This window comes from Bifidobacterium sp. ESL0827, from assembly GCF_052606685.1.
Genome location: NZ_CP199597.1, coordinates 1,040,735 through 1,067,256, shown reverse-complemented (window position 1 = coordinate 1,067,256; position 26,522 = coordinate 1,040,735). Strand labels below are relative to the sequence as shown.

At 63.0% G+C, this 26,522-nt stretch carries 24 protein-coding genes and 1 tRNA gene; 13 read left to right on the top strand and 12 right to left on the bottom strand.

Annotation, left to right across the window (positions count from 1 at the left end):
• The first annotated feature begins 16 nt into the window (after positions 1-16).
• The 3 genes from ACUIAI_RS04235 (at position 17) to ACUIAI_RS04225 (ending at position 1,185) form a co-directional block, all read left to right on the top strand.
• Positions 17-102: transfer RNA gene (locus tag ACUIAI_RS04235), tRNA-Leu, on the top strand.
• Positions 103-192: 90 nt separating this feature from the next.
• The gene (locus tag ACUIAI_RS04230) at positions 193-600 is read left to right on the top strand and encodes an FKBP-type peptidyl-prolyl cis-trans isomerase (protein ID WP_024627330.1); all 408 of its coding nucleotides are present in this window, start codon (positions 193-195) and stop codon (positions 598-600) included.
• Between the two features lie 105 nt (positions 601-705).
• Complete coding sequence (locus tag ACUIAI_RS04225) at positions 706-1,185, top strand: GreA/GreB family elongation factor (protein ID WP_024627331.1); 480 nt, start codon at positions 706-708, stop codon at positions 1,183-1,185.
• Positions 1,186-1,349: 164 nt separating this feature from the next.
• Here ACUIAI_RS04225 and trhA read toward each other — a convergent pair whose 3' ends face one another.
• Positions 1,350-2,270, bottom strand: coding sequence for a PAQR family membrane homeostasis protein TrhA (gene trhA / locus ACUIAI_RS04220; RefSeq protein ID WP_445342755.1), 921 nt, complete (start codon positions 2,268-2,270; stop codon positions 1,350-1,352).
• 168 nt (positions 2,271-2,438) lie between these two features.
• Between trhA and ACUIAI_RS04215 the strand changes: the two genes are divergently transcribed.
• Positions 2,439-3,926: a sensor histidine kinase gene (locus ACUIAI_RS04215; protein ID WP_445342754.1), complete on the top strand. Its 1,488-nt coding sequence runs from the start codon at positions 2,439-2,441 to the stop codon at positions 3,924-3,926.
• Between the two features lie 111 nt (positions 3,927-4,037).
• Here the strand turns inward: ACUIAI_RS04215 and ACUIAI_RS04210 are convergent, their stop codons facing one another.
• From ACUIAI_RS04210 to ACUIAI_RS04195, 4 genes are all read right to left on the bottom strand, one after another.
• Entirely contained in the window at positions 4,038-4,316 is a 279-nt protein-coding gene (locus tag ACUIAI_RS04210; protein WP_015021978.1) for a WhiB family transcriptional regulator, read from the bottom strand.
• Positions 4,317-4,393: 77 nt separating this feature from the next.
• Entirely contained in the window at positions 4,394-6,349 is a 1,956-nt protein-coding gene (locus tag ACUIAI_RS04205; RefSeq protein WP_445342753.1) for an FtsK/SpoIIIE domain-containing protein, read from the bottom strand.
• Between the two features lie 107 nt (positions 6,350-6,456).
• Positions 6,457-7,710: an LCP family protein gene (locus ACUIAI_RS04200; RefSeq protein WP_445342752.1), complete on the bottom strand. Its 1,254-nt coding sequence runs from the start codon at positions 7,708-7,710 to the stop codon at positions 6,457-6,459.
• 73 nt (positions 7,711-7,783) lie between these two features.
• Positions 7,784-9,268, bottom strand: coding sequence for an LCP family protein (locus tag ACUIAI_RS04195; RefSeq protein ID WP_445342751.1), 1,485 nt, complete (start codon positions 9,266-9,268; stop codon positions 7,784-7,786).
• A 305-nt stretch (positions 9,269-9,573) separates the two neighbouring features.
• Here ACUIAI_RS04195 and ACUIAI_RS04190 point away from each other — a divergent pair, with 305 nt between their 5' ends.
• Genes ACUIAI_RS04190 through ACUIAI_RS04180 form a run of 3 tightly spaced genes read left to right on the top strand, consistent with a single transcriptional unit; the run spans position 9,574 to position 14,549 of the window.
• Positions 9,574-9,831 carry a WhiB family transcriptional regulator gene (locus ACUIAI_RS04190; protein ID WP_029678496.1) on the top strand — a complete coding sequence of 86 codons (258 nt, stop codon included), beginning with the start codon at positions 9,574-9,576 and terminating at the stop codon, positions 9,829-9,831.
• A gap of 57 nt (positions 9,832-9,888) precedes the next feature.
• Positions 9,889-13,029, top strand: a complete 3,141-nt coding sequence (locus ACUIAI_RS04185) for a glycosyltransferase family 2 protein (protein WP_445342750.1) — start codon at positions 9,889-9,891, stop codon at positions 13,027-13,029.
• Complete coding sequence (locus tag ACUIAI_RS04180) at positions 13,026-14,549, top strand: DUF5719 family protein (protein WP_445342749.1); 1,524 nt, start codon at positions 13,026-13,028, stop codon at positions 14,547-14,549. The genes ACUIAI_RS04185 and ACUIAI_RS04180 overlap by 4 nt, the downstream gene beginning before the upstream one ends.
• 10 nt (positions 14,550-14,559) lie before the next feature.
• Here ACUIAI_RS04180 and ACUIAI_RS04175 read toward each other — a convergent pair whose 3' ends face one another.
• On the bottom strand, positions 14,560-14,994 hold the full coding sequence (locus ACUIAI_RS04175; protein ID WP_198190881.1) for a metallopeptidase family protein: 435 nt from the start codon (positions 14,992-14,994) through the stop codon (positions 14,560-14,562).
• 65 nt (positions 14,995-15,059) lie between these two features.
• On the opposite strand from ACUIAI_RS04175, the gene ACUIAI_RS04170 reads away from it, so the two are divergent.
• Both ACUIAI_RS04170 and ACUIAI_RS04165 read left to right on the top strand, forming a co-directional pair.
• Positions 15,060-15,899, top strand: coding sequence for an HAD-IIB family hydrolase (locus ACUIAI_RS04170; protein ID WP_445342748.1), 840 nt, complete (start codon positions 15,060-15,062; stop codon positions 15,897-15,899).
• A gap of 82 nt (positions 15,900-15,981) precedes the next feature.
• Complete coding sequence (locus ACUIAI_RS04165; protein WP_445342747.1) at positions 15,982-16,761, top strand: ComF family protein; 780 nt, start codon at positions 15,982-15,984, stop codon at positions 16,759-16,761.
• Here the strand turns inward: ACUIAI_RS04165 and ACUIAI_RS04160 are convergent.
• The 4 genes from ACUIAI_RS04160 to ACUIAI_RS04145 form a co-directional block, all read right to left on the bottom strand.
• Positions 16,758-18,110, bottom strand: a complete 1,353-nt coding sequence (locus ACUIAI_RS04160; protein WP_445342746.1) for a Y-family DNA polymerase — start codon at positions 18,108-18,110, stop codon at positions 16,758-16,760. The two genes, ACUIAI_RS04165 and ACUIAI_RS04160, sit on opposite strands and share 4 nt — an antisense overlap.
• On the bottom strand, positions 18,107-18,724 hold the full coding sequence (locus tag ACUIAI_RS04155; protein WP_445342745.1) for a LexA family protein: 618 nt from the start codon (positions 18,722-18,724) through the stop codon (positions 18,107-18,109). Before ACUIAI_RS04155 ends, ACUIAI_RS04160 begins: the two co-directional genes overlap by 4 nt.
• 70 nt (positions 18,725-18,794) lie before the next feature.
• The gene (locus tag ACUIAI_RS04150) at positions 18,795-19,925 is read right to left on the bottom strand and encodes a sensor histidine kinase (protein WP_445342744.1); all 1,131 of its coding nucleotides are present in this window, start codon (positions 19,923-19,925) and stop codon (positions 18,795-18,797) included.
• Between the two features lie 18 nt (positions 19,926-19,943).
• A complete protein-coding gene (locus ACUIAI_RS04145) occupies positions 19,944-20,681 on the bottom strand; it encodes a response regulator transcription factor (protein WP_110413031.1) in 738 nt (245 codons plus the stop codon).
• Between the two features lie 224 nt (positions 20,682-20,905).
• Between ACUIAI_RS04145 and ACUIAI_RS04140 the strand changes: the two genes are divergently transcribed.
• Together ACUIAI_RS04140 and ACUIAI_RS04135 are read left to right on the top strand one after the other, a co-directional pair.
• Positions 20,906-21,526, top strand: coding sequence for a CarD family transcriptional regulator (locus ACUIAI_RS04140; RefSeq protein ID WP_110413030.1), 621 nt, complete (start codon positions 20,906-20,908; stop codon positions 21,524-21,526).
• A 14-nt stretch (positions 21,527-21,540) separates the two neighbouring features.
• Positions 21,541-22,020 carry a 2-C-methyl-D-erythritol 2,4-cyclodiphosphate synthase gene (locus ACUIAI_RS04135; protein ID WP_445342743.1) on the top strand — a complete coding sequence of 160 codons (480 nt, stop codon included), beginning with the start codon at positions 21,541-21,543 and terminating at the stop codon, positions 22,018-22,020.
• Positions 22,021-22,026: 6 nt separating this feature from the next.
• Here ACUIAI_RS04135 and ACUIAI_RS04130 read toward each other — a convergent pair whose 3' ends face one another.
• Together ACUIAI_RS04130 and ACUIAI_RS04125 are read right to left on the bottom strand one after the other, a co-directional pair.
• On the bottom strand, positions 22,027-22,854 hold the full coding sequence (locus ACUIAI_RS04130; RefSeq protein WP_445342742.1) for a metal ABC transporter permease: 828 nt from the start codon (positions 22,852-22,854) through the stop codon (positions 22,027-22,029).
• Positions 22,851-23,726, bottom strand: a complete 876-nt coding sequence (locus ACUIAI_RS04125; RefSeq protein WP_445342811.1) for an ABC transporter ATP-binding protein — start codon at positions 23,724-23,726, stop codon at positions 22,851-22,853. The genes ACUIAI_RS04130 and ACUIAI_RS04125 overlap by 4 nt, the downstream gene beginning before the upstream one ends.
• Positions 23,727-23,935: 209 nt before the next feature.
• On the opposite strand from ACUIAI_RS04125, the gene ACUIAI_RS04120 reads away from it, so the two are divergent.
• Together ACUIAI_RS04120 and rpsA are read left to right on the top strand one after the other, a co-directional pair.
• A complete protein-coding gene (locus ACUIAI_RS04120; RefSeq protein WP_445342741.1) occupies positions 23,936-24,856 on the top strand; it encodes a bifunctional methylenetetrahydrofolate dehydrogenase/methenyltetrahydrofolate cyclohydrolase in 921 nt (306 codons plus the stop codon).
• A 104-nt stretch (positions 24,857-24,960) separates the two neighbouring features.
• Complete coding sequence (gene rpsA / locus ACUIAI_RS04115; protein ID WP_110413025.1) at positions 24,961-26,466, top strand: 30S ribosomal protein S1; 1,506 nt, start codon at positions 24,961-24,963, stop codon at positions 26,464-26,466.
• Positions 26,467-26,522: the final 56 nt, after the last annotated feature.

Genomic DNA, 26,522 nt, shown 5'->3' with positions numbered 1-26,522 from the left:
GGCGTTATGGGTTATGGCCCCGGTGGCGAAATGGTATACGCATCGGACTTAAAATCCGCCGCCTTCACCGGCTTGTGGGTTCGATTCCCACCCGGGGCACCAAGGCCTCATCGGCTTGGACGGCAGTGTCGCAACTTGTCACCCGACCGACGAACCGATACTCTGGTACGCAAGAAAACCAAAGGAGTTGTCATGAGTGACCAATCCATGCCCGAGGTGAACGCCGAATTCGGCGCCACGCCGACCATAACCTTCCATGGTCCGGCACCCAGCGGGCTGCGCGCCGTGGAGCTGGTCGAGGGGGACGGGCCTGTCGTCCGCAAGGGCGATACCGTCACCGTCAACTATCACGGCGTCGTTTGGGGTTCGGATCAGGTCTTCGACTCCAGCTTCCAGCGTCATCAGCCGGCCAGCTTCGGCATCGGCGTGGGGCAGGTCATTCGCGGCTGGGACCAGACGGTGCCCGGTCACAACGTGGGGTCCAGATTGGTGGTCTCCATTCCGCCGGAGTACGGATATGGTCGTCAGGGGATGCCCCAGGCGGGCATCGGCGGCGACGATACCCTGGTTTTCGTGATTGACATCATATCGACACGGTAGACAAAGGTCTCCAGGCGCCGGTGAGGGCCGGCGCCTTTTTCATACCCTTGACTTTGCAGTTCAGGTCGGGCCACGAGACAAGTGCATCAAACAAGGAGGAATCACATGGCTGAGGAAAAGACGATTCTGCTGACACAGGCCGCTTACGACAAGCTGAAGGAGGAGCTTGACCACCGTCAAGGCGAGTACCGCGACGAGATTACCGAACGCATCGCGGCGGCTCGGGCCGAGGGCGATCTGAGCGAGAACGGCGGCTACCAGGCTGCCCGCGAGGAGCAGGGCAAGAACGAGGGGAGGATCAACGAGCTGATCGTCAAGCTTCGCAACGCAAAGATCCTCAAGGCTCCCAAGGCGGGCACGGTGGGCAATGGCTCCCTGGTGACCCTGACCATGGCCGGCAACGAAATGGTTTATGTGCTGGGCTCCAGGGACCTGACCGTGGCCACGGATTACGACGTCATCAGCCCCGAGTCGCCCATCGGCGCGGCCCTCATGGGCGCCAAGAAGGGTCAGACCGTGACCTACAAGGCTCCCAATGGTAAGGACATCTCGGTCACCGTCAAGGATGCCCAGCCCCTCAAGTAGCGGGACGACCCCTCACCGTCCCAGCTCGGCCTGAATGAAGCCGCTCCTCGCCATGATTGGCGGGGGGCGGCTTCATCTATAGGTGACTGCTCTATGAATGACCACTTGGTTCATAAGGCAGGCCGATGGTCTTTGTTGAAAGGGCGGTTCGGCTGGAGAGCCGCTCAGCGTAGGTTGCAGACCACCAGGTAGATGGCCACGATGTGGCAGGCGTAGCCGATGACCGTGCCGCAGTGGAAGATCTCATGGAAGCCGAATACCCGGGGCCAGGGGTCCGGCCGACGCAGACCGTAGACAATCGCCCCTAGGATGTAGGCCAGGCCGCCGGCCACGATCAGCCAGACCACCGGCGGACCGGCCATGGGGGAGTCCCAGAAGAGCTTCAGGAAGCCCACCCCCGAGACTCCGAAGACCACGTAGACCAGGGTGTAGAGCCAGCGGGGAGCATCGATCCAGAAGACGTGTACGATCATGGCCACCAAGCTGGCCCCCCACATGCCCAGGATGATGATCCGCCGCCAGAAGGGGTCCAGCGCGAAGGAAATAGGCGTGTAGGTGCCGGCGATAAGCAGGAAGATGTTGACGTGGTCCAAGCGGCGTAGCACGTCTGTGGTACCTGGGGTCCAGTCGCCCAGATGGTAGAGGGCCGAGTTGCCGAAGAGGGCCAGTGAGGCGACCATGAAGACCGCGCAGGCCAGTTTGAGGCCAGTGCCGTGGGCCAGGCAGATCAGGACGATGCCGGCGGCCAGGGCCAAAGGGGCGGCCACAGCATGGATCCACCCGCGCAGGAGGGGCTTGGGACGGCCGTGTACATCCAGGCGGACCTTGCGCTCGATCTCCATGTCGGGGATGCCCTCGATTCGTGAGGCTTTAATCTCGGCCTTGGCCATGATCCGCGCAGCCTTGACCTTGGCCTTGGCGCGCACTGCGTCAGCCCTGGCCTGCAGATGGGCCTCGTGAGCCACCTCCGCATCCCGGCGCAGATAGGTCAGCTCCTGGCGGCGCTGCTGGCGACGGCGTTCGAGATCGGGATCGACCTCCTGGTCCTCAGGCGGTCTGCCGTCCTCGCTGGTCCTGGTTGCCATGGCCCTCCCTTGGCCCCTTGACTGGTCCGGGCCTGTAGGGTCCGGTAGCTGGGGCGAAACATCCGTGAACCACCCTACCCCAGACCTGTGTATTGGACGTGCATGTCATCATCGCCTTGGGCATGACCCGCCTGTCTGCTTCCGCGGGCCCTTTGTATGATGGAGGGCATGGCTGATTTTTCCGAGATTCTGGCATCCTGCGACGACTGCAATGAGGAGGACCGCGAGTGGCTCCACCACCTGGTGGCCGACTGGCAGGTCATCGCCGATCTAAGCTTTGCCGACTTGCTGCTTCTGCTGCGCACCGGCGAGGAGGAGTTCACTGTGGCCGAGCAGTGCCGACCCTCTACGGTCATGTCTCTGCGCACCGAAGACGTGGTCGGAGAGCATTTCCCGGCTGATCGCAGCGAGGAGCTGGAGGCGGCCATGCAGTCCAAGGGGGTGCTAAGATCCACCAAGTTGCGGACCATCGGCCGCGCCACGGTCTGCGATGTCTATGCCCCTATCCGTCACCAGGGCAAAACCCTGGGCCTGGTGGTCCGCGAAACCAACATGGCCACGCGCGAGTCCAACGGCCGTTACGAGAGCGAGAGCATCAACGCGGGCAAAGAACTCTTCGAGATGATCACCCGCGGCGAGTTCCCATACGCGGATTCGGTGCTCAACCAGCGTCACAACGCCAGGGTGGCCGATGGTTTCTTTGTGCTGACGGCAAGTGGCGTAGTGCGTTACGCCTCACCCAACGCCATCAGCTGCTTCCGTCGGCTGGGCTCAGTGGAGACCATGATTGGCCAATACTTAAGCGAGATCGGCACCTCCCTGCTTAAGGAGAACGATCCTGTTCCCGACTCTCTGCCGCTGGTCTTGTCGGGCAAGGCGGCTGTGGACTCGGAGCTAGATGCCAACGGGTCGGCTGTCTCCATGCGTTCCCTGCCCCTGTATGGCAAGCAAGGCAGGACGGGCGCCATCGTTCTCTGCCGGGACGTGACCGAGCTCCGTCGCCGGGAGAAGGAGCTGCAGACCAAGGATGCCACCATCTCTGAGATTCATCACCGGGTCAAGAACAACCTTCAGGCAGTGTCAGCCCTGCTGCGGCTGCAGGCCAGGCGCACCAAGTCCGACGAGGTCCGCAAGGAGCTAGAGGAGGCCCAGCGCCGCGTCCAGACCATAGCCGTGGTTCACGAGGGCCTCAGCCAAACCGCCGACGAGATTGTGGACTTCGACAAAGTGATTGCCAACCTGCTGAAGATGAGCGTGGACCTGGCTACCACCAGCGACCAGCACATCACCATCTCCTATGTAGGCAAGTTCGGGATGATGCCCGCCCAGGATGCAACACCCCTGTCCCTGGTGCTGACCGAGCTGGTCAACAACGCTGTCGAACACGGTTTTGAGGGCCGTGAGGAGGGGCATATCACCATATCGGTAGGCCGGGGCGGCAACAACCTCAATGTGGTGGTCGAGGATGACGGCAACGGCTACAGCACCGAGTCGGATCAAGGACAGGCTCGTTCCACCGGGTCTGGGCTGGGCACGCAGATCATCAACACCTTCGTCACCAACGACTTTGGCGGCACGGTCAAGTGGGAGCCTCGTCGGGATGGTGGCACCCGGGTGGTCATCAACATTAAGCTGCGCGTGGCCCAGGACGTGTGATGTCCTGAACCTTGTAGCTCGGAATCCTTTAGTGAAGGGTGTTCTTCAGAAATAGAGAGGGGCGACGGCATCAAGCCGTCGCCCCTCTCTATTTGACGCAATCGGAAAAAGTCAGGACTGCATCTGCATGGCCTGGGACCTGCGCGCACGCATGGCCCGGCGCTTCAGAGCCCTGCGTTCGTCCTCGCTCAGTCCGCCCCAGACGCCGTAATCCTGATTGGTGTCCAGCGCGCACTTCAGACAGGCGTCAATGACCTTGCAGGTCCGGCACACGGCCTTGGCCTCCTCGATCTGCTGATAGGCTGCACCTGTGTTGCCAACGGGGAAGAACAGCTCAGGGTCCTTATCACGGCAAGCAGCCTTGGCGCGCCAATCAAACGCATTACTCATCTACCTAAGCCTCCAAGAAGTTTTTATCGGTGCTTTATCACTACCCTATGCAAGATAAGCACGATGGGTGACTTTTTTCAAGGGTCCATTTGTTTTACGGCTAAAGAGAACACCTGTAGCGGAATGGCGTGACCCGCCTCCAGAACCAGACACCGTCCAGGAATGGTGCTGGCCCGGGTGGATAGGGTGGCAAGCTGATCGGCGGGGATGCCAGCTGCCAGATCGGCCCCCCGTTCGCCACAGGGGAACACCAGACGACGGCTGAAACGCTCCGGTCTGCGCAGAGCGCTGGTCGTATCCACAGCCAGGACCACGCTGGTTCCCTCCTGTCCCAGAGCCTCCTGCAGCAGCTGGGCCAGAGGATCCCGACTGAGGGGATCCAGCAGATCCTGGGCATCGTCAAGAATCCAGACCAGCCGACGCTTGCTATTCTGACGGCTGTGAGGCGGTGCTGGCACTTGACCTGGGAAGTCCCTGCTGCTGTAGCCATGGCTTGTCCGACGAGTTATACGCAGGTCGAAGCTGGACTCTGGCCGGGTTTCCGGTTGCATCAGGGGTAGCAGGGAACGAGCCAGCAGGGCCAGCAGGTTGCTCTTGCCACGGCCGCGAGTTCCGATCAGGGCCGTATGACCTTTAAGCGGCAGGCGATAGAGGTGGAGCAGGACCCCGTCGTCGATGCGTCCGAGAGGTATCAGGGGCCATCCTGACTGCCAGAGGATCTGTCCGTAGGCTGGATCGTGTTCAGGCAGGGGAGGCGAGAAGAGCGGTGCAGGCGGTCGGCTGCCGCAGAAGCGACTGGCCTTGATGATCTGGTCTATCAGGGCCTGCGGGTCAGCTGCTGGGCAGGTGCGGAAGGCTTGTGGACCCCGTCCCCGCTCCAGAAAGCCCTGACCTGGACAGGCTGGGTCAATTGCCGTGGCGCAGGAGGAGCCCAGCAGCTCCCTGGACTGCAGGGGGTCCCGCACTCGCAGGCAGATGCCCAGGTTCATATTGGCCCGCATCTGAGCGCTGACCTGTCCCATGGTCTGCTGGGTGCAGGCCACCAGATTCATACCCAGAGACCTGCCCTGGGAGGCCAGCGAGGTCAGCCTGTCCAGATAGTCAGGCAGAAGTTGGCGCAGGGCCTGGAACTCGTCAATAACCACCACCAGTCGTGCCGGTGGGTCAGCCATAAGGGCAGTATTCTCCACTCCTGCTCCGGCAACCAGGCGCTGACGTCGCTCCAACTCCCGCTGAAGACCGTTCAGCGCGCGCACGGCCCGGTCCAGATCCAGATTGGTCACGCAGCCCACGGTGTGAGGCAGTCGTGCCAGCAGACCGAACCCGGCACCGCCCTTGAAGTCCAACAGGACCAGATTGAGGTGGTCCGGCGGCTGACTGGCGGCCAAGGCCAGACACCAGGTCTGCAGGAAGACCGATTTGCCTGATCCGGTGGTGCCTGCTACCAGGGCGTGGGGTCCGTCGCTGGGTAGATCGATGACCAGCGGACTGTGATCAGGACGGATACCGATGACTGCCGGGGCTGTAGAACCTGATGCGGCAAGCCAGGTGTGGACGATGCTCTGCCAAAGCTGGCCATGTGCTCCCGAAGCCCCTGATCCCAAGAGCCGGGACTCTAGCTGAGGGCCTGGGTAGGATGCCAACTGGGTCATCTCCTGGCGGATTTGGTCCTCTGTGGTCGTCGATGTGAATGCACGACCCGATGCTGTGTTGTATTCCACTTGCGCTCGGGCCGGTGAAGCGGACGGTGGCTGACGATGCGCTCGCAGCAGGCTTAAAAGCACCATGGCCAGAGTGCCCGTCAGGCTGGGCAGCAAGAAGAGAAGCAGCATCCAACGGCCCTGGGCGACCACGTACCAGATCATGCCCGCCTGTGCCAGAGCCGGAGCCGTCTGTGCAACAAGGGTCAGAAAGACCTGTGTTCTGCCCTTGTTGGCAGGGTGCGGATGGTCATTCTCAGTCTCGTTCAAGGTTTCTGGGCCGACCCTCACCCCTTCGGGGGGTGCAGCTGTGAGCGAAGGGGCTTTAGTCATGCTTTCAGCATGAAAGATCCTGCTGCTGATTGCAAAAGCGAATCTGGCATGTGGTCGAATATGGATGGGCCTGAAAGGACTCGAGAAACGCCTGTCGGATGTTGCTGTCAGATGCCACCTACGGTGCCGGGAGCGTGACTGCCCTGGGCTAGCTGTTCAAACAGGTCAGTGTTGCGGGCCTGGTCTAGCAGCACGGTGGAACCGACGCGCCAGTTTGGGTAGTAGTTGGGGTTTGTCCAATAAAGGCTTCCGGTGATGCCCTTTTCACCACTGGCGCTGCGGAAGGCCAAGAGCATGCGCACCAGGTCTATGGCGTTGGTTCGCTCATCCACGATCAAGGAATCCAAGCCAGCCGAAAGGACCTTGCCAGCTGCGGCGGGATTGAGCAAGATCGAAGGTTGCAGGACCTTGGAGGTGATGGCCGAAATGGTCTGACGCTGCCGCTCTGCCCGCCCGAAGTCACCCTTGGGGTCCGAGTAGCGCATGCGAGTGAAAGCCAAGGCCATGCCGCCATCGGCCTGATGGCAGCCCTTGGACCAGACCATGCCGGATTGTGGGTCATTAACGTCCGCGTCATAGCAGAGGTTAATGCCACCTATGGCATCGACTACCTTGCTGAGACCCCCGAAGCGGATCAGAGCAACATGGTCGACCTTATGGCCCGTGATGTCCTCGATCTGGCTGGTCAGGGAGGGGTAGCCCGATGTGTATGCCACGGCGTTGATCTTCATGTATTTCCCATCCTGTTTGACCAGAGAGTCGCGGGGGACGGAAATCAGGGAAGCAGCTCCTTGCTTAGGCTTGGTCAGCACCAGAATGGTGTCGGTCCGGAAACCGGTGATGCTGGTGTCCTGGCCGGCTCCCGGGGAGCCGTCACGCTGGTCTGACCCCAGCAGCAGCCAGGTGGTGGCCCCTGAACCTGGGGCGTCCGTCAGCATTTGCTCATGAGTGAGCTTGGCATTGATCCAGAACCATCCGCAGCCCGCCAGTACGACCAGGGCAAGCAGGATGACCAGGAGCAGTATGGCTACGAACCTGCGCACTGGATGCCTGCGGGTTAGGGCAGCACCGGACAGCATGCCACGATTGCTTCGGTTGCTGCCATTGCCCCAGCCATTCCCGCTGGGAGCAGCCTGGGCCACTGGCCTGCGTGTGGTCCGTGAGGAGCCGCTGGTGCGTCTGGCTGTTCGGGTCGTGCTGGTCCCTGAGGAGGGCGAGAAAGTGGGAAGCTCCTGCTGCCTGCCGCTGCGTCTAGCCGGGGAGGCAGGAGCGCTAGGGGCGGCTTCAGGACGACGATGCCTGGAGGGCATGAAGCTGGGTGGCTCCTGTTCCTGTCCGCCTTGGTCTGTTCCAGTCTGCATGCCTTCGACCTCCATAGCTTTGACCGACTAGGCAAGCAATAGCATGCCTGAACGACCCAAGTGGGTCTATCGGCTATCTCTGCGCCGGAACCGCACAGACTGTGGCGAACAGGTAGCGATCGGCCATGCCAATGTATTGCCCGGTGTTCGCATCCTTGATGGTCCCGTCGTTCGGATCCACGATTCCACCTGTGCTTGGATCGATCAGAGTCTTGTCGGGCATGGTGATCAGTCCCGTGCGTGGATCCGGCTCAGGCAGAGCGCTGGCGGAGGCAGATGGAGTCTGGGTGGCGGCCCCAGTTACAGAGCTCTTGCTAGGGGTTTGAGTATTGTTCTGCGCCCTTTGGGTGTCTTGGGGCTTCTGCTCGTTGTTCGCTTGAGTGTCTGACGAAGATGTGTCTGATGATGAGGTGCGCGACGAAGATGCTGACTCGGCTTCCTCATTGGCCTGAGTTAGTGGCTTGCCCTGACGCAGCAGGTGCCAGATGGTTTCAGCCTTCTCGGTCCATACCACCCGGTTTCTGTCTTGGGACCATTCCTCGACAGGTATGGTCCGGGCGTAGATGTGCGCGGTGTCTATATGCTTGAGCGAGTTGCCCAGGCCTAGCAATGTCTGGAAGCTGCCCAGGCCTTCGCTCAGCTGTAGGGTCGACATGGATGTGGTGGCAAGGCGGTAGGCCTTGGGCAGGTCGGAATAAATATCAACGGTCTTTGCCTCGTTAACCAGGCTCTTGATCAGGTACTGCTGGCGGGTGGTGCGCATGATGTCCGATCCGTCGGCGCCGGTCCCATGTCGCATGCGGGCGTACTCAGTGGCCTGGGTCCCGTCCAGGTGGTGCAGCCCGCGCTTCAGATTGATGCCGGTGTAGCCGTCCCAGGTGTCCTTAGGGATGCACACATCAACACCGCCCAGGGCGTCGATGATGGATTTGAATCCATTGAAGTCGGCCACCACGAACTGCTGGATGTCAAGGCCGGTCAGGGACCGTACCGCAGCCAGGGAGCAGCTGGCGGCTGAGTTCGCGTCGCCTCCTTGGTTGTAGCCCTCAGCGAAAATGGAGTTGAACATTACGTGGCGTCGGGCTGGGATGGTCTTGCCATTGCTGGTGACGCAGGCCGGCGCATTCACGATGGAGTCCCTGGGGATGGAGACCACGTTCACATAAGAGCGGTTGGCTGCGATCTGGACCACCATGGCCGTGTCAGACTGGTGGTTCTCCTCCAGACCATCCCCGCTGCCGCCCACTTCGGAATTGCCCTTGCCGTCGCGTGTGTCCTGGCCCAGCACCAGAACATTTAGGGTTTTGCCCTTGTAGATGTCTTCCGGGGCCTTGTGCGCTTGGGTCAGGTTGATGGGCTCGAGCACGTGCATATGCCCGTTGATGTCGGTCCAGAAGGCTGCCACCGTTGAAGCAAGGAAGCAAAGAACGAAGGTGAGGGCCAGACAGATGCCCGTACGCAGGGAGTGGCTGCTGCGGAACCCGTCGCTGTGCTGGGGCTTGCCGTTCCTGCCCGCCTTGATGTTGGGCAGACCCATCTTTCTGGTTGGGGACGTCAATGGTTATGCCTTCCTCATCGGCTGTCGCTGTAGGGGTCATTCCGGCGGGAAGAACCGGGATGGCGGTGACGCGTGCTTGAACCAGTCACAGTATAGTCTGACCCCCATCCGCAGCTCCTCTTCGGGCGATACGGCCTCCTCGACGTGTTGCTCAGTTGCGCTTGCAGTCATTTAGGGGTTGACAGAAGACCTCCGTAGCGGCTGTAATAAAAGTGTGTAAACACACTAGGGACTGGGGGGTCGCTATGAGTGGTTTTATAGACACTCGATACAGCAGTACAACTAAAAACAGGCTGACGCCGCTAATGCAATGGTTCGAAGTCAACATCGGACCATCTTGGCGAAGCGAGGCGCTCTGTGCACAGACCGACCCGGAAGCATTCTTCCCAGGCAAGGGAGGCTCCACTCAGGAGGCTAAACGGGTTTGCGCCGACTGCACGGTCCGGAAGCAATGCTTGGACTGGGCGGTCGAACACGACGAGCGCTTTGGCATCTGGGGCGGCATGAGTGAACGGGAGCGCCGCCGTTACAAGAAGAGGATGCGCGCGCAGCGTCAGGTCTGAATCGCCGCAAGTGCCCGAGCGAGGCTCCGGTGACCTGGATTGCGTAGACTGGAACGCATGAGTTTCGTCGCGCCTCAAGCCCAGGATGTTCGGCAGGTCCTCTCTGCAGTCATGAACGAATGTTCACCTGCCGCCAGTCCTTATGTTGAGGATGCTGTGGCGGCGGTGATCACGGTCGAGCATGACCTGACCTATCTACCAGACACCCTGCGTGCCCTCTTGCGACAGAGCCTCTTGCCCAGGATCCTAGTTATTGCGGACTGTTCGGGGGCCACTGTGGAGCCTCTCTATGCGCAGTTCCCGGTAGACGGGTCAGCGCGGGTGGAAGTGCAGGTGGTTCGCGCCCGAGGCGCATCCTCCTTCGGCGATGCCGTGGGCAAGGCGCTTGGCTATGCCCGTTTGCCTGGTCGGATTCGCGCTCTTTGGCTTCTGCACGACGACTGCCGTCCGATGGATAAGCATTGCCTGGACAAGCTGGTGGACACCTGGCACAGCAATCCCACTGCTTCCCTGTTGGGTGCCAAGCAGTATGACTGGCAGGGCGAGGGACTACGGGATGTGGGTCGGTATGCCTATCATCACCGAACGGTGAGCCTGGTAGTGGACAGCGAGCCCGACCAGGAGCAGTATGACGCACGCCAGGATGTCTTTGCGGTGAGTCTGGCTGGTGCCCTAGTGCCCATGCAGACCATGAAGGACCTGGGTGGACCAGGCGCATGGGCGAGCACTTTTGGCCAAGCCGACGACCTTTGCCGCCGCATATGCCTGTCAGGGGGACGTGTGGTAGTGGTGCCCAGCGTCCGGATGGCCCATGCCAGTGCTCGGATGAACGGATTGCGCGACCGAAATGGACGGCCGGTGCAGCCCGACCGTCCCTTGGATGCCTCAATGGGCCCCATACTGGCTCGCGAGCGCTACCTGCTGACCGATTTTGCCCTGCCTTGGTGGCTGCTGGTCTGGCTCTGGCGGGTCCTGGCGGCGCTCTGGTTCATGGCCGTTGACCTTATCGGCAAGCGGCCCTACAGGGCCCTCTGCCGTCTGTGCGCGCCCTGGCGGATCCTCGCCCGTCCTGCAGCCTTGCTGACCATGCGTCGCCGTCTGACTTCCGCCTGCCATGGCGGTCCCCGTCGATTGGACGTTCTTCAGGCCAACGGCCAGCAGATCCGGCAGTGGCGTCAGCGCAGGCAGGCCTTCCACGACCAACAGGAGCATCCCATGCTCAGCCACCTGGCCCTGGCTCATCTGCGCCAGCAGTTCCTGCGTCGCCTGGCCTGGGCTTCAGGGATGACCATAGCGGTCTTAGTGGCCTTGGTGGCCACCCACTGGCCCTTGTGCCGTTCCATCTTCTCGGGAGGGGCTATTCATGCGCCCTTCCTGCCCTCGTCAGGAGCCGACTGGTCCCAATTGCTGGCGGCGGCAACCACCTCTTGGTCATGGGCCGGGGGCGTGGGACAGCCCGCCGTTCCTGCTCCATTCCTTCTGGTCCTTCTGCCCTTCGCTCTGCTGACCGGCGGTCATGTGGCCCAGGCCATGGCCCTGATGCTCCTAACGGAGATGGGACTGGCCGCTCTGTCTTTTTGGGCTCTGGCCGGCGTGGTCACCAGGTCCAATCCCATCCGAGTCCTGCTGGGGCTGCTCTGGGCTTGCCTGGCATTCGCCCTGGGCATTGTAGATGGTCTGCAGCTGCCCATGCTGACGGTCATGGCCTTCATGCCTGCCGCCTTTGCCTTCGTTTTCAAGGCCGTGGGGCTGTATCAGACCGAGGCTCCCGTGCACCCCAAGGCTTCGGTGCAGCAGGCGGCTCTGGCCTCCGTCTGCTTCCTGCCGGTCCTGGCAGCCGAACCCCAGCTCATGCTGGCTATAATTCCACTCTTCATCATGGCGATCTGCCTGGTGCCAGCCCATCGGATCATGCTGCTGCTGATGCCCCTGCCTTCGGTGCTGGCCCTGGCACCCACCCTGGTGAACTCCCTGCATCATGCCAAGGATGGGCTTTGGAGGCAGCTTTTCGCAGACCTGATGGTTCCTTCGGCAGACCTGACTGGCCAGCCTCGAACCGGGAGCCTGGGAGAGATGCTGGCCCGCCTGCTGGGCCTGGATGTTTCGGCTCTGTGGCCTATCAGGTGGCGGTCTGAACTCTGGCGTCCGGTCACGCTGGTCTGCTGCCTGCTGGCGGTGGCCCTGCTGGCCTTTGTCGCCCTGGTTGTGTCTCGGGCGCTCAAGGCGGCCAGGATTCTGTGGATCACGGTTCTGTTGGGCCTGGTCCTGGCGCTGGTCTCGCAGGCGGTCTGCACCGGTCTGGATGAAACAGGTCCAGTGGCTGGTTCGGTCCTGCCCGGCGTGATGATGGCCTTCATGGGGCTGCTGACCTGTCTGGGCCTCCTGGCAGGCAGGGCCGTCCGTCCCTTCTCGCCCCTTGCTCCCGGGCATGACCAGACCCCCGACAACGATGCCGATCGTCCGCCCCTGCCTCCTGCGCAGTCCTCCCCGACGTCAGCGGTTGCAGTCGGTGGTGGCGGAAGGGTTTTAAGGCTCCTTCTGGGCCTGCTCCTGACCCTGGTCACTTCAGGCGTGGCAGTGGCCGGTCTGGCTGCGCCTGCCGGCGGGCCCCTGTCGGCTGACGGCCGACGGCTTCCGGCAGTGGCGGCGGACTACCTTGACAAGGACCCATCCCATCGGGTGCTGGTGCTGACCTCGCCCTCCCATGGCCACGTGGCCTACACTGGTCTGCACACTTCACGAGGGGATCTGATCGATGTCTCGCCTGCCCTGCGTGCCCAGCGGGTGAACGGCGGGCGGATGACCGGCGAGGATGTCCTCTCGCATTCGGCGGCGTCTCTGATGGCCAATGCCGACTCCAAGGCCGTAGCCGCGGTGACCGACCTGGGCTTCGGCGGAATCTACGTGCCCGTCGACCGTTCCGGGGCAGCGGGCTTGGGGTCCACGCCCAACGATGACCTGGTATCCAACATCACCGCCAGTGACGGCGCCCAACAGGTTGTGACGAACGCCCAAGGAACCTATTTTCGTTTGAGCTCGCAGTCCGGCAAGGATGTGGGCGTTGATATGGCCGGGGTCGATCAAGCAGAGGCCAGCACCTGGAGGAGGGTCTGGCTGTGGACCCTGGGCCTGATCCTGCTGGGATACTGCCTGGTGGCGCTGCCGCGTCCGGGCTATTTCGGAGGGGAGCAACTATGAGTGGACGAAGCAAGGGATCCCTGGTGGCCGCTCTGGTCACGGCACCCCTGGTGGCGGTTTTGATTGCAGCTCTGCTGATCTGGACGCCTCCGGCCTCCCTGGCCGATGGGGCCAAGGGCTCGACTGTCGTGGCCAGCCGGGTCAGCCAGCGGGAGGTGGCGGCCTACTGTCCGGCCCGCCTGGCGGTGGCGGACGAGGACAAGGTCGGCGATGACCAGTTCAAGGCATCGGAGGGCGATCTGAGCTCCCGTGTCACCGCCGCCGCCTTCGGATCCATCGGCGGTTCCAGCCTGATTCCAATGGGGGGTGGGCAACGCACCACGGTGACTGATCCTGATCTCTTGGACGGGCAGAAGGCCATGGCCGCATCGCTCGATCCCGGTGCCTCGGCAACAGCATTCGATTCCCGGATGCTCAAGTCCCAGCCGGGCACAGGGGCTGCCGTCGGCATGGTCTCATGGGCCACCAAGGGCGATCTTAGGGGGATTCAGGCGCTGGCCTGCCCCCGGGCCGTCATGAATGCGGACTTCCTGCTGCCCGCCACCAGCAGAGGGACCACCCAACGGTTGGTGGCCTACAATCCGTCATCCAAAGCCACGGTGATCAGTATTGAGGTCCAAGGTTCGCACTCCTCGGGCCACCTGTCCCTGGAGACCGGGAAGACCATGACCGTGGCTCCCGGCGGCCATGTCTCATACGATCTGTCTGCTGCGGCCCCTGGCCAGCAGGCTATTTACGTCCGGGCTCGCAGCTCCCAGGCCCCGGTGGCTATGTCGGTCTCCGTTAATGTCATGTCTGGGCTTGATCCACGCGGATCGGATCAGGTGGCCGCCTTGCGGGCTCCCGGCCGTGATCTGGTCATTGCCGGTCTGCGAGGTGCAGACCAGGCCACTCTGCTTCTACAGGGCTCCCATGCCACGGCGGTAGACCTGTCCTGGGTGGATGAAGGCGGTCAGCAATCCTTGCGGCGGGTGGATCTGCAAGGCTCTCAGGCCACGGCGGTGAACCTGGGTGGTGTGCCTGATGGCAAGCTGGCCCTGCAGGTGCATGCCGACCGGCCTGTCCGCGCTGTCCTGCAGGTGACCGGCCAGAGCAGCCAGGACCAGTCGCAGTCCGATCTGGCTCTGATTCCTGCGGGAACTGCTGCCGCCTCTTCGGCCCTTACCATATCCCAGCCCGCCCAGGCTGCGCTGACCCTGGTCAACCCATCGGCGGATCCGATTAAGGCCGAACTGGTTGGATTCGACGAGAAGGGCAACAAGCTGGGGGAGCGCTCGCTGACTATTGAGGCAGGTCAAGCCAATGAGCTTTCGACTCACGATTTGGGCGACCATGTGGCCGCCGTGCGGCTGAATGAGGACTCTGGGCATGGCTCTTCCCGACTGGTTTGGAACGCTCGCTTGAGCGTGGACGCAGTCAACCAGGCTGGCCTGGCTGGTCTGGCGGTCATGGCTCCTGACGGGCTCATGCCCACCACCACTGTGATTCGCTCCGGCCCCGACTCCACCGTCCTGTCCTGAGATCCGGACTTCAGCGTCCCCACATGGGGTCGATTTCCTCGGGGTCGCGCCCGTAGAGGTCAGCCAGCTGCAGGACAAGCTCGTCGCGGATGATCAGCTCCAGCTCCGTGCGGTCTCGGGTCTTGCTCTGGATGGGCATTCGGTAGAGAACGATCCTGGCGGGGATGCCGCGGCCTGCCGGAAAACTGCGTGAGAAGAGGTCTGACTGGTCCTCCCATGGGGTGGGGTCGGAGGGCGGTACGTCCTCGACCGCGAATTGGACGGGCTTGACCAGTTGTGGCCAGCCGGAGCCCAACCGCCGAATCTGGGCTGCGGTCAGATCGTCGAAGATCCCGCATCTGGTGCGATAGCGGGGCAGGCGGGTGCCGAAGGTGGGCCGACGAATCCCCCGGCCATGACTGTCCCGGTAGACGCTACGGGACCAAGGCGGCTGATCGTTGATCATGACACTCACCATAGCCCCCAATCCGGAGGCATTTTTCGATTCAGGGTGTCTTGTAGCATGGAGCGATGATCGACAAGCGGATGGGAGTAATCATGGCGGAGGATGGTGCGGTGAACGTGGCCTGGTGGGGCAGCCAAGACATAAGGTCCATCTGCGCACGGGCAAGGGTGCTGGCCTTCGATCTGGACAACACCCTGGCGCTGTCCAAGACCCGCATGGACCAGACCATGGCTGTCCATTTCGCTGCCCTCACCCGGTTCCGGCCCGTGGCCATCGTCTCTGGTGGGCGGTTCAGCCAGTTCCGCGACCAGGTGCTGGATGCCCTGCCTGAGGATACCTGTTTCAATCAGCTGCATCTGATGCCCACCAGCGGCACTCGCTACTACCGCTGGCAGGATGGAAGCTGGGATTGCGTTTATGCCCACGATCTGAGCACCCAGGACCGGCAAGCCGCCGAGGCCAGCCTGGAGCGCAGGGCCAAGCAGCTGGGAGACTGGGAGGAGCAGGTCTGGGGGCCGCGAATAGAGGATCGCGGCAGTCAGATAACCTTCTCCGCCCTAGGTCAGCAGGCACCCGTCCAAGCCAAGGAGGCCTGGGATCCGGACAACAGCCGAAAGGATGCCCTAGCCCGGGCCGTGGCCGCAGACCTGCCCCACCTGCAGGTGCGATCCGGCGGCTCCACCAGCGTGGACATCTCAGCCAAGGGCATCGACAAGGCTTATGCCATGACCTCCCTGGCCAAGATACTGGGCGTGGATGTCGGTCAGATCGCCTTCGTGGGCGACCGGATGGATCCGGACGGCAACGATTATCCAGCTGCTATGGCCGGGGCCATGGCTCTGCGTGTGCATAATCCGGCCGATGCCCTGGACCTGATCCGGGCTCTTGAGGCAGATCTGGCCTGAACCTACTGAACCTGTCCGCAGACAATCCTGTGGACGGATGGTCTGTTCATGCACATGGCTCTGTCTTGCTTTCCTATCCTCAATGTTTGAGGGTTGGCTAGGCGTTATGCGCAACCTTTCATCGGCATCCGGCCGGTTCCGACAGGCCGCTTGTGCTGTCGCCTCAGCCTTGGCAAGCTCGGCCCTAGACCTGCTGGCTCCTCGAGCCTGCGCCGGCTGTGGCCGCCCTGATCTTCTGCTATGCCCCACTTGCATATCCCTGCTCTTCCGGCCCCTATCGGTGCCTGCGCCCGCCTATGCTATAGGCCTGGCCCTGGCCTGTGCTCCATATCGAGGACCTGTCAGGCGGATCATTCTAGCCTGGAAGGACCACGACAACCGGCCCTTGGACGCACCCTTGGGCCAGGTCATGGCCGATCTTGCCCCGGTCCTGGCTAGACTGATCGATCCTCTGCTCCGGTCCAAGCCTGCAAAGGCGATCCTGGTGGTTCCCGCTCCATCCTCGTCCGCATCCCTGCGCAGGCGGGGGAGAGTTCATCTGCAGCCGATCCTTCTGTCTCTGGTCCAGTCCCTGCAGCAGCAGGGTCTGACTGTCCGTGTGGAACCGGCGCTGATCATGAACTCCGTCAGAACCAAGTCCGTCCAGGCGGGCGGCCGTCGGAACCGTTCACGTCGGCTAGCGGGCCGGATCGCAGTTGCGGATCCCTCACGCCTGGCTGGCCATCCCGTCCTGGTGGTGGACGACATCATCACCACAGGATCCACCATCCGTCAGTGTGCTCGTGCCCTGGAGACTGCAGGCGCCCTGCCGTTGGCTGCCTTGGCTCTGGCGGCCGTTCCTCCAGGCCATGAGGATCTCTAGCGGGCCTGGGCCACGGCCATCTCGTCCCAGCGGGTGGTGGCCCGAGGGGAGAGCATGCCCCGGTTCATGGCCCAGTCGGCCCCCGTATCCTCGTCGCTCCGGCCCTGGCCGCGGATGCCTCCGTAGCCTACGCCCACCCGGAAGGGACCGAAACGACGGGTGGCATCCTCCAGGACATTCCCCAGACCATGGGTGTCCCGGGCTGCGTCCAGACCTTCCAAGGTGTGGAAATGGTCAGCATTGGTCAGGTCCAGCAGAACCACCCCGGCCCGGATCCAGCGGGCGTGCGGATCTACTCGGCCCTTGAGTGCCCGGCTGGCTGCGCCGGCGATGACCAGGGGGTCGTCGCTGGGATCCTCCAGGACGACAGTCCGGCCGGCTGTGCAGAACTGCTGGGGCGCATAGGGGCTGGTGGAGCAGAAGACCCGCACTTTGCCACAGAGGCCGTGCTGCCGACGCAGACGGCGACAGGCCTTCTGGGCATAGATGCTCAACGCCTGGGCCAGGGTGGCGTAGCCCTCGATGGGGTGGGAGAACATGCGCGAGCACAGAATCTGATCGGTGCGCACGCCCCTGGCGGCATCCGTTTCGGGCTCGATGCAGGGCTGCCCCCTCAATTCCAGGACGGTGCGCTGCAGCATGACGGAGAACCGGTGCCGGATTAGGGAAGGCTCAGCGTCGCGCAGATCCAGGGCAGTGGTGATGCCCATGCCCATAAGTCTGCCGGTCAGCCGTCGGCCCACCCCCCAGACCTGGTCAACGGGCACTGATGCCAGAGCCTGGTCGCCATACTGGGACTCCACCTGGCTCCAGAGGGTGATCCCCTCGGTCGAGGGATGGTCCTTGGCCCAGTGGTTGGCTACCTTGGCTAGGGTCTTGGTAGGTGCCACACCCACGCTAACGGGAATGCCGGTGGATCGCAGGACTGCGGCACGCAGCTCCCGGCAGATCTTGACAGTGCATTTGTCGTTCCAGATGCTGTCCATGAAGCACTCGTCGATGGAGTAGACCTCCTGGTTGGGCAGAAAATGGGCCATGATGGCCATCATGCGCCTGGAGAGGCTGGCGTAGAGCTCATAGTTGGAGCTGCGGGCCACCACCCCGTCCTGCAAGGCCCGTTCACGAATGGTAAACCAGGGTGTGCCGTTGGTGATGCCCAGGGCCTTGGCCGGACGGTTGCGGGCCACTACGCAGCCGTCGTTGTTGGAAAGCACGACCACCGGACGGTCAGCCAGGGAAGGATCGAAGACGGCCTCGCAAGAGGCAAAGAAAGAATTGGCATCAGCCAGGACTATCCGGCTTGTCAGAGCGGTTCCGGATGCAGGATCGGCCGGTCTCTGCGCGCTCATGCCGACCCCCAGCCCGTAGAAGGGTAGGTGGGTTTCCGGTCTTGGCTTCCTGTGCGCCCGCGTCCGTGCGGAGTGTGTCCGGGATAGGTGACCTGAGGCAGGGGAGAGCTGCTCCGGGATTCGCCTTTGGTATCCACCCGCTGCCAGTGGTAGTTGCCGATGACCACCCCCCAGATGACCAGTTCCTCGCCCTCCTGGGGCATGAAGTCGGGGTAGGCGGGGTTTTCGGCCCGCAGCATGGTCCTTCCCTTGCGCCTGGCCAGACGCTTGACCAGCAGCTCGTCGTCCAGAATGGCGATGACGATGTCCCCTTCGCGCGGCTCCAGGGAACGGTCGACCACCAGCAGGTCCCCATCGAAGATGCCGGCGCCGGTCATGGAATCGCCGGCCACATGGATGATGAAAGTGGAGTCGGGATGGACGATGACGTTCTGGTCGAAGCTGAAGTCACCGCTGAAGTAGTCCTGGGCCACTGAGGGGAAACCGGCGTGGACGGCCTCCAGGGCCTGGGGGACAGGGCTGGGGTGTCCTCGGAAGAGGCTCAGGGCATCGACCCGGCACTCCGGCAGGGAAGCAGGGGCCGCATCTGGCGACCCATGGATGGTAGCGACCATGGCACACCTCGAACTCGATGGCATTCGAACAAATGTTCGATTTCATTATGAGCCGAAGTGCGCCTCCCCGTCAATGCGGCGCGTCGGAACCGCCGGAGCGGCTCCCGTCCCCCTCGTCCTCGTCGGGTTCGCGATGATATCTGGGCAGGGTGATCTCGAAGTCCGCTCCGCGCGGATCGTCCACCACCTGTACCTGGCCTCCATGCAGTTGGGCCGCCCAGCGTGCGATGGACAGCCCCAGCCCGGTGCCTCCCGACTCGGTGCCTGGTCCGGCCTTGCCCTTGACGAAGCGCCGGAAGATGTCGGTGCGGGCTTCGGGGGGTATCTGCGAGCCGAAGTTGACCACGTTGGTGACTATGGTCTCCTGCTGCCGATCTTCGTGGGCCTGGATCAGCACCGTGGTGCCGTCGGCCGAGTGCTTCAGGGCGTTGCTGATGACGTTGGTGAAGAGCTGGCGCAGCCGGTCCTGGTCGCCCTCCATTCTCAGGCCTTTCTCCAGGTCCACCTGGATGTCGTGGGCGTGCCCGGCGTCGGCTATGGCCAGGGGCTGGAGGGTCTCGTCAATGAAGTCCCCGAAGTCGAAGTCCTCGATCTGCAGGCTGGCGGCCCCGGCCTCCATCCTCGACAGGTCTAGCAGGAAGGCAATCAGGTCGGACAGGCGGTGTGTCTGCTCCAGAATTCCCTCCAGGTTAGCTGGAGTGGGCTCGGTCACCCCGTCCGCCATGTTCTCCACCATGGCCTGCAGGGCCGAGACCGGAGTGCGCAGCTCGTGGCTGACATTGGCCACCATGTCCCGGCGCATCTGGTCGGCGTGCTGGAGCTCCTCGGCCATCTCGTTGAAGGACTGGGCCAGGAGTCCCACTTCGTCATGGCTGGTCGTCGTGGCGTGGACCCGGACCGTGTAGTCCCCGTCGGCCATGGCTTCGGCCGCATCCCGCATCTGCCGCAGGGGAGCGGTGAGCCCTCGGGAGAAGAAGTAGGTAATTCCCAGGGCCACCACCAGGGTCAGCGGCATAGCAATCCAGCCGCTCCAGCCCATCTTCAGCAAGAACCAGGCCATGACAAAAGCAATGGCTGTGGAGATGATGATCAGGACGCTCAGCTCCACCTTCAATGAGGCGAAGGATCCGATAGGCCGTTCGCGATCTACCCGCGCACTCAGACTGGGTCCCTTGCGCCGGCTTCTGCCGTCCTTGCTCATGGCGTGCATCCGTGGTCGTTACCGCTGATCCTGTTCCTGATCCTCGGGCGGCTCGAAGGCGTATCCCACTCCATGCACGGTGCGGATCATCTGCGAGCCCAGCTTGTGGCGTAGGGCTTTGACGTGGGAATCCACCGTCCTGGTGCCCGAGGCATCCACCCAGTCCCAGACCTCCTCCAGCAGCTTCTCGCGGGTGAGCACGGACTTGGGCCGACGGGCCAGCGTGGCCAGCAGGTCGAATTCAGTGGGGGTCAGGTGGATCTGCTCCCCGCGCAGTGTCACGATGCGCTGGGCCGGGTCGATGACCAGGGATCCGAAGTCCAGCACCTTTTCGTTCTCGGAGTTCTTGGCGATGACCTTGGCCCGCTCCACCCGGCGTAGAAGGGCCTTGCAGCGGGCGATCAGCTCGCGCATGGAGAAGGGCTTGGTCATGTAATCGTCGGCACCGGCGCCCAGACCGGTCACCTTGTCGGCCTCGTCGTCTCTGGCGGTCAGAATCAGCACCGGTACCGGCCGCTCGGCCACGATCCGCTTGGTGGCCTCCAGTCCGTCCATGACGGGCAACATGATGTCCATGATGACCAGGTCGGGTTTGATCTGGGATGCGGCCTGCACGGCGCTGGCACCGTCCGAGGCCACCCGGGCCGTCCACCCTTCGGCGGTGATGCGCTGGGCGATGGCGGTGGCCAGGGTGGGTTCATCCTCAACCACCAGGATGGTGCTGGGTGTAGTGTAGCGGCTTGTGTTTTTGATCATGCCTACCTCTGTCTTCGATCACTGATCCGCAAAACGATGCTCGTCATGCGGGGTGGAGCCTTGTCGGCATTCGTTCCACCACCGTCGTTTCTTCCAGAATAGTCTTCAGAGCCTCCAGGGGAAGTGTGCTCGCAGAGAATCGCGTCGCCTCCGAGTCCCCGTCGGCAAGTCCATGCGCAATGACATTATTATATGGTATTTTATCGACTCGTTCTGGAGGACATATGGGTTACAAGGTCGGTGACATGGTCGTCTATCCGCGTCATGGGGCCGCCAGGGTGGACGCCATCACCGAACGGACCGTCAAGGGCGTCACCCGCAAGTACCTGCAGCTGTCCGTGCTCTCCTCTGATGGGCTGGTCATCAACGTCCCCGTCGAGAACGCAGCCAAGGTGGGCGTCAGGGACATCGTCGACGCCAAGGCGGTGGCCAAGGTCTTCGAGATCCTGCGCACCCCGGTGGTCGAGGAGAAGGAGATGAACTGGTCCCGCCGCTACAAGCTGAACGTGGAGAAGATCGCCACCGGCGAGGTCAACAAGATCGCCGAGGTGGTGCGTGACCTTTCCCAGCGCGACGTGGACGAGCACGGGCTGTCGGCGGGCGAGAAGCGGATGCTGATCAAGGCCCGCAAGATCCTGACCTCCGAGATCGCCCTGTCTGAGAAGTTGGACGAGGACGAGGCCCAGCGCCTGCTGGACGTCAACCTGGGCTATGCAGACCCCATGCCCGGTGACGACAAGCACCATACCAAGTCCCCCAAGGAGCCGGCTTCCAAGACCCTGGCACGGGTGGCCCAGGAGGCTGCCAAGAACAAGGGCAAGGGTAAGACCAAGGCCAAGCGCTGAGGCCGGAGCCGGTCATGGGTCATCCAAGCGTCGGACTGGGCTTTGACGCCCATCGATTCGACCCGACTGGCGGGCGCCCCCTCTGGCTGGCATGTCTGTTCTGGAATGACGGAACCCCCGGCCTGCTGGGTGATTCTGACGGCGATGCGGCTGCCCATGCCCTGATTGATGCCATCTTGTCAGCCGCCGACCTGGGCGATATCGGCACTTTATTCGGCCTGGGAGCACAGGCTCCCGGGGCGGGCATGCACGGGGCGGCCATGCTGGAGGAGACCATGGGCTGCCTGCATGAGCACGGTCGCAGGTTGCTTAACGCCTCCCTGGTCATAGTCGGCCAGCGCCCCAGAATTTCCTCCCGCCGTCACTTGGCCCAGCAAGCCATGAGCCAGGCCGTCGGGGCACCGGTTCGGCTGACCGCTACCACCACTGATGGCATGGGTTTCACCGGTCACGACGAGGGCATCGCCGTCATGGCCACCGCCCTGGTGGACTGACCGGCATCAGGCGCGCAGGGCCGCCCACCCCTTGGCCAGAGCCCAGAAGAGAGTGGACAGGGTCACGATGACGAAGCTTGGAGGGGCTGGCACCATGGCCGAAATCACCAGGCCTCCCCAGATGGAAGCCAGGCAGATCAGTCCCGACAGGAGCATGGCCCGCAGGGGAGAGGCCACCAGGATGTTGGCCGTGGCCGCCGGGGTGACGACCAGGGCGAAGATGAGCAGGGTCCCCACCGCCGGCACGGCGATGGTGATGACCCCCGCCATGATGGCCATGAAGGTCAGGTTCATCAGCCCGATGGGCACGCCACGGGCCTGGGCCACCTGCTCATCCAGGGAGCTGAAGAGCAGGGGCCGGTAGATCAGGGCCAGCAGGATCAGCAGGATTGCATCGAAGATTATGAAGCCGATGACCTGCCCTCGGGTGATGGTCAGGATGGATCCGAAGAGGATGGCCTGCATCTGCTGGGAGGCCGAACTGGACATCCTGGCGAAGAAGAGCCCCAGACCGGTGGCGAAGGCCAGGACCGTGCCCGTGGCGATCTCCCTCTGGGAGGCCCGCTTGCCCAGGGCTCCGATGACCAGCGCCCCGCCCAGGGCGAACAGCCCCATGCCGGCAGAGACCGGCAGCCCCAGCAGGACGGCCCCCGTGGCGCCGGGCAGGCCGATGTGGGCCAGGGCATGGGCGGCGAAGGTGGAGTGCCTGGCGATGGTGAAGTAGCCCATGGCTCCGGCGGCCATGGCGATGCACAGTCCAGCAACCATGGCGTTGCGCATGAAGGGGGCGGCGAGGATCTCCATCCAATGGGAGTCGAAGACTGGTGTGGTCATGAGGTCCTTTCCCGGTCCGTCCCGTGTAGGCGGGCCACCTGGCTGGGTTGATAGCGATTGTGGACGGGTCCGATCGGCTCATCCATGTCGGGGGCCACGAATATGTCCCCCTGGGGAGTGGTGACCACCTCCACCTTGGTGCCGTAGAGGTGGGTGAGCAGGTCCGAGTCCAGCACGTCGTCCATGCGGGCGTAGTGGGGGTGCCCGTCCAGCAGGTAGACTGCCCCGGTCAGTACAGGTAGCAGCATGTTCAGATCATGGGCCACCACCTGGATGGTCATGCCCAGACGGCTGTTGAGCTGTGCCAGCAGATGGACGGTGGCGCGTTGACCGGCCAAGTCCAGATTGGCCAAGGGCTCATCAAGCATGAGCAGATCAGGATCACAGACCAGGGCCTGGGCGATGGCCACCCGCTGGCGCAGGCCGCCGGAGAGCTGGGAGAGGCGCAGGTGGGCCCTATCCTCCACGCCGACGAAGCACATGGCCTTTCTAGCGCGCTCGCGGTCCTGCCTGGTGACGGGGTGAATGCCGAACCGGGTGCCGGTCAGCCCCAGCAGAACGGATTGCTCGGCCGTAAGGTTGGAGTCGATATCCGAGGTGTAGCTCTGGGGTACGTAGCCGATGCGGTCGTTGGCCTGGCCGGCCGGCTGCCCCAGGACCTGCAGACTGCCGGCATCCAGGGGGAGCAGACCCAGCTCGGCCTGCATCATGCTGGTCTTGCCGGTGCCGTTGGTGCCCACGATGGCGGTCACGGTTCCCGATGGGATGGTGAAGGTCCCCTCCGACCAGATCAGCCGCCCGGATCGCCGGATGGCGGCATGGTCGAAGACGATGCAGGCCTGCGTGGATGTTCTATCCGTGTCCTTGTCCATGGCGTCCTTCCCGCAGGCATCCCAATTGGTGATCCTGCTCTTATTGAGCATGATTCTCATTATCGCTGGGGAGAGGACAGCGCGCAACTTCATCGCCAAGTCTTCCGTACCGGCTCTTGGACGATGCTTCCGGTCGGGGAGGAATCTGCGCTAGTCTGGCTCAGACGGCTTCGACAAGGGTTTGCGCCCGCTTGGATGATGGAGATGTATTGACTGCAGTGAAACTGGACGGCAAGGCGGCGGCTGCGGAACTCAAGGAGGACCTGCGCGCTCGCGTGGCGAGGCTGACGGCCATGGGACGCACTCCTGGCCTGGGGACCATTCTTGTGGGGGAGGACCCTGGCTCGCTCAAGTATGTGGAGGGCAAGCATCGTGACTGCAGCCAGGTGGGCATCCGGTCGATCAGGATCGATCTGCCCGCCGACGCCGGCAAGGAGCGGATTCTCGCTGCGGTGGATCAGCTCAACCAGGACCCTGACTGCACCGGCTACATCGTCCAGCTGCCCCTGCCCGAGGGCGTGGATACCACGGAGATCATCGATCGTATCGATCCGGCCAAGGACGCCGACGGCATGCATCCATACAACCTGGGCCAGCTGGTCCTGCATACCGACGGCGGGGTGCGGACCCCTCTGCCCTGCACACCGCGGGGGATCCTGTATCTGCTGGACCATCACGGGATTGACCTGGCCGGCAAGGAGGTCTGTGTGCTGGGCCGAGGATTGACCGTGGGCCGCACCATCGGGCTGCTCCTGACCAACCGTGGGGTGGATGCCACAGTGACCCTCTGCCATACCCGCACCAGGGATATCGATGCCCACCTGCGCAGGGCTGACGTGATCATCGCAGCTGTGGGTCAGGCCGGGCTGGTTAGCCCGGACCAGGTTCGCCAGGGTGCCGTCCTGGTGGATGTGGGCGTCTCGCGAATCCGGGATCAGCAGGAGGGGCGTTGGCGGATCAAGGGCGACATTGATCCGGCCGCCAGGCTGTCTGCAGCCGCCTATACGCCCAACCCCGGCGGGGTGGGACCCATGACCCGGGCCATGCTCCTGGTCAACGTGGTCGAATCCGCTGAGCGGGCCGCCGGAATCCCTGCCTGCGACACGCCCGAGGCTCCCCGGCGACAATGACCGTGGTGTCTCCTATCATGGAGAATGTTCGCGCCCGCCGGCGGGAACGCATAACTCAATACGGAAAAAAATATCCACCAACTATACAAGAAACAATTTAATTAATGGCAGAGAACAAGAAGGAAGTCCCCCAGGTCGCAGTCAATGACATCGGATCCGAGGAAGACTTCATCAAGGCAGTCGATTCCACCATCAAGAACTTCGACGATGGGGATCTGGTCGAGGGGACGGTCGTTAAGATCGACCATGACGAGGTTCTGCTGGACATCGGCTACAAGACCGAGGGTGTGATTCCCTCCCGCGAGCTTTCCATCAAGAAGGATGTCGATCCCGACGACGTGGTCCAGGTCGGTGACACCATCGAGGCTCTGGTCGTCACCAAGGAGGACAAGGAAGGTCGTCTGATCCTGTCCAAGAAGCGTGCTCAGTACGAGCGTGCCTGGGGCGACATCGAGAAGATCAAGGAGGCTGACGGGGTCGTCGAGGGCACCGTCATCGAGGCCGTCAAGGGCGGACTCATCGTTGACATCGGCCTGCGTGGCTTCCTGCCCGCATCCTTGGTCGAGATGCGTCGCGTGCGCGACCTGTCTCCCTACATCGGGCAGAAGATCAAGGCCAAGATCCTGGAGCTGGACAAGAACCGCAACAACGTGGTCCTCTCCCGCCGCCAGTACCTGGAGGAGACCCAGTCCGAGGTGCGCGAGACCTTCATGGCCCAGCTCAAGAAGGGCCAGATCCGCGAGGGCACGGTCAGCTCCATCGTCAACTTCGGCGCCTTCGTCGACCTGGGCGGTGTGGACGGCCTGATCCACGTCTCCGAGCTCTCCTGGAAGCACATCGATCACCCCAGTGAGGTTGTCAAGGTGGGCGACAAGGTCACCGTCGAGGTGCTGGATGTCGATATGGACCGCGAGCGCATCTCGCTGTCCCTCAAGGCCACCCAGGAAGATCCTTGGCAGCGCTTTGCCCGGACCCATGTGCCCGGACAGATCGTCAAGGGCAAGGTCACCAAGATTGTGCAGTTCGGCGTCTTCGTCTCCGTCGAGGACGGTATCGAGGGCCTGGTCCACATCTCCGAGCTGGCCAACCGCCACGTGGAGAACCCCGAGACCGTCGTCAAGCAGGGCGAGGAGATCTTCGTCAAGGTCATCGACGTCGACCTGGATCGCCGCCGTATCTCCCTGTCCCTCAAGCAGGCCGATGACTCCGTCGATCCGACCTCCGAGGACTTCGATCCGGCCATCTACGGCATGCCTGCCGAGTACGACGAGGACGGCAACTACAAGTACCCCGAGGGCTTCGACCCCGAGACCAACGAGTGGATCGCCGGCTACGAGAAGCAGCGGGAGGAGTGGGAGTCCCAGTATGCGGCTGCCCACGACCTCTGGGAGCAGCACAAGGCCTTCGTGGCCAAGGAGCTGGAGAACGCCGAGGCTTCGGCCGCCGAGGACAGCCGGTCCTCCCAGGCGCCTGCCGCCGGTTCTCACTCCCACCGTCAGAGCTCCGAGGAGACTACCAACTACAGCTCGGAGTCCAGCTCCGAGGGCACCTTGGCCTCCGACGACCAGCTGGCCGCCCTGCGCGAGCAGCTGCTCAAGGAAAAGAAGTGAGCATTAAGTAGTGAATGGAGGGGTCCGGCCTCGGTCGGGCCCCTCCATTTGTATCT

Coding starts and splice junctions, on each gene's coding strand:
- ACUIAI_RS04150 (WP_445342744.1), bottom strand. CDS start 19,925: ATGAGCAAGGACGGCAGAAGCCGGCGCAAGGGACCCAGTCTGAGTGCG.
- rpsA (WP_110413025.1), top strand. CDS start 24,961: ATGGCAGAGAACAAGAAGGAAGTCCCCCAGGTCGCAGTCAATGACATC.
- ACUIAI_RS04205 (WP_445342753.1), bottom strand. CDS start 6,349: ATGACTAAAGCCCCTTCGCTCACAGCTGCACCCCCCGAAGGGGTGAGG.
- ACUIAI_RS04185 (WP_445342750.1), top strand. CDS start 9,889: ATGAGTTTCGTCGCGCCTCAAGCCCAGGATGTTCGGCAGGTCCTCTCT.
- trhA (WP_445342755.1), bottom strand. CDS start 2,270: ATGGCAACCAGGACCAGCGAGGACGGCAGACCGCCTGAGGACCAGGAG.
- ACUIAI_RS04225 (WP_024627331.1), top strand. CDS start 706: ATGGCTGAGGAAAAGACGATTCTGCTGACACAGGCCGCTTACGACAAG.
- ACUIAI_RS04210 (WP_015021978.1), bottom strand. CDS start 4,316: ATGAGTAATGCGTTTGATTGGCGCGCCAAGGCTGCTTGCCGTGATAAG.
- ACUIAI_RS04200 (WP_445342752.1), bottom strand. CDS start 7,710: ATGCAGACTGGAACAGACCAAGGCGGACAGGAACAGGAGCCACCCAGC.
- ACUIAI_RS04175 (WP_198190881.1), bottom strand. CDS start 14,994: ATGATCAACGATCAGCCGCCTTGGTCCCGTAGCGTCTACCGGGACAGT.
- ACUIAI_RS04145 (WP_110413031.1), bottom strand. CDS start 20,681: ATGATCAAAAACACAAGCCGCTACACTACACCCAGCACCATCCTGGTG.
- ACUIAI_RS04125 (WP_445342811.1), bottom strand. CDS start 23,726: ATGGACAAGGACACGGATAGAACATCCACGCAGGCCTGCATCGTCTTC.
- ACUIAI_RS04165 (WP_445342747.1), top strand. CDS start 15,982: ATGTTTGAGGGTTGGCTAGGCGTTATGCGCAACCTTTCATCGGCATCC.
- ACUIAI_RS04130 (WP_445342742.1), bottom strand. CDS start 22,854: ATGACCACACCAGTCTTCGACTCCCATTGGATGGAGATCCTCGCCGCC.
- ACUIAI_RS04215 (WP_445342754.1), top strand. CDS start 2,439: ATGGCTGATTTTTCCGAGATTCTGGCATCCTGCGACGACTGCAATGAG.
- ACUIAI_RS04135 (WP_445342743.1), top strand. CDS start 21,541: ATGGGTCATCCAAGCGTCGGACTGGGCTTTGACGCCCATCGATTCGAC.
- ACUIAI_RS04160 (WP_445342746.1), bottom strand. CDS start 18,110: ATGAGCGCGCAGAGACCGGCCGATCCTGCATCCGGAACCGCTCTGACA.
- ACUIAI_RS04180 (WP_445342749.1), top strand. CDS start 13,026: ATGAGTGGACGAAGCAAGGGATCCCTGGTGGCCGCTCTGGTCACGGCA.
- ACUIAI_RS04190 (WP_029678496.1), top strand. CDS start 9,574: ATGCAATGGTTCGAAGTCAACATCGGACCATCTTGGCGAAGCGAGGCG.
- ACUIAI_RS04155 (WP_445342745.1), bottom strand. CDS start 18,724: ATGGTCGCTACCATCCATGGGTCGCCAGATGCGGCCCCTGCTTCCCTG.
- ACUIAI_RS04140 (WP_110413030.1), top strand. CDS start 20,906: ATGGGTTACAAGGTCGGTGACATGGTCGTCTATCCGCGTCATGGGGCC.
- ACUIAI_RS04230 (WP_024627330.1), top strand. CDS start 193: ATGAGTGACCAATCCATGCCCGAGGTGAACGCCGAATTCGGCGCCACG.
- ACUIAI_RS04170 (WP_445342748.1), top strand. CDS start 15,060: ATGATCGACAAGCGGATGGGAGTAATCATGGCGGAGGATGGTGCGGTG.